General features: G+C 52.5%; 1 protein-coding gene. It reads right to left on the bottom strand.

All coding sequences use genetic code 11. The features are described from left to right. On the bottom strand, window positions 1–716 hold a 716-nt coding region (locus ALO_RS17095; protein WP_004098555.1), incomplete at both ends, for a hemagglutinin repeat-containing protein.

The raw sequence follows: 716 nt of genomic DNA, 5'->3' as shown, positions 1-716 counted from the left end.
ATGTTCTTCTGAGTTGCCGCTGCTTTTGTTACCTTCCAGGTAATAGCCCATACCGAGTTCTTTACCCAAACTGAAGCTAGCGCCAAAGCCATAGGAGCTACCGCTAGATTTCATGACTGAGTCGGTAGTGTTGGCCTGAGCTTTGAGGTTGACGTCTCTGGCAGCGGAAAGATAGACGTTGTTGCCGTTGATCGAAGACCCAAGGATATTCAGATCGCCATCGGCGGATTTTCCGGCTAAATCGGTTTGACCGCTGCCGGTGGCGATGAGGTTGATATCCCCGGAGGAGGTCAGGCTGCTGCCGCGGACGGTAGCGGCGCTGATGGTGGCTTCGGTTTTTTGTTTGCTGCTGCTAAAGCCAGCTGTGACGTTGAAGCTTTTGCCGATATCGCTCTCTTTTGCGTTTTGACGGGCTTCTTGGATTCCTCCGTAGGCCTTTTCTCCTGAACGGTAGGCTTTGAGACCATAAAGAGTCTTTAACCGGTCATCCTGGATGTCTTCCATCCGGTTAACGGTGTCATAGGTGTCCTGGACGGCTTCGAAGGTGTTGTTGGTGAGTGATACAGTGAAGCCGTTTTGTTTGAATTCCGTGGTGGAGTGGGAATCAAAGGTGTTGAAGGCGCCCTGAATGGTGATATTTTGGGCAAGAAGGTCAATGCCGGCGCCTCCCAGAATGTCGGAGCCGCTGATGGTGGCATTTTGGCCGGCCAGGACGT

Origin of the sequence: Acetonema longum DSM 6540 (assembly GCF_000219125.1) — a bacterium.
In the GTDB taxonomy this organism is placed as follows: domain Bacteria; phylum Bacillota; class Negativicutes; order Sporomusales; family Acetonemataceae; genus Acetonema; species Acetonema longum.
This window is presented reverse-complemented; position numbering and strand designations above follow the sequence as displayed.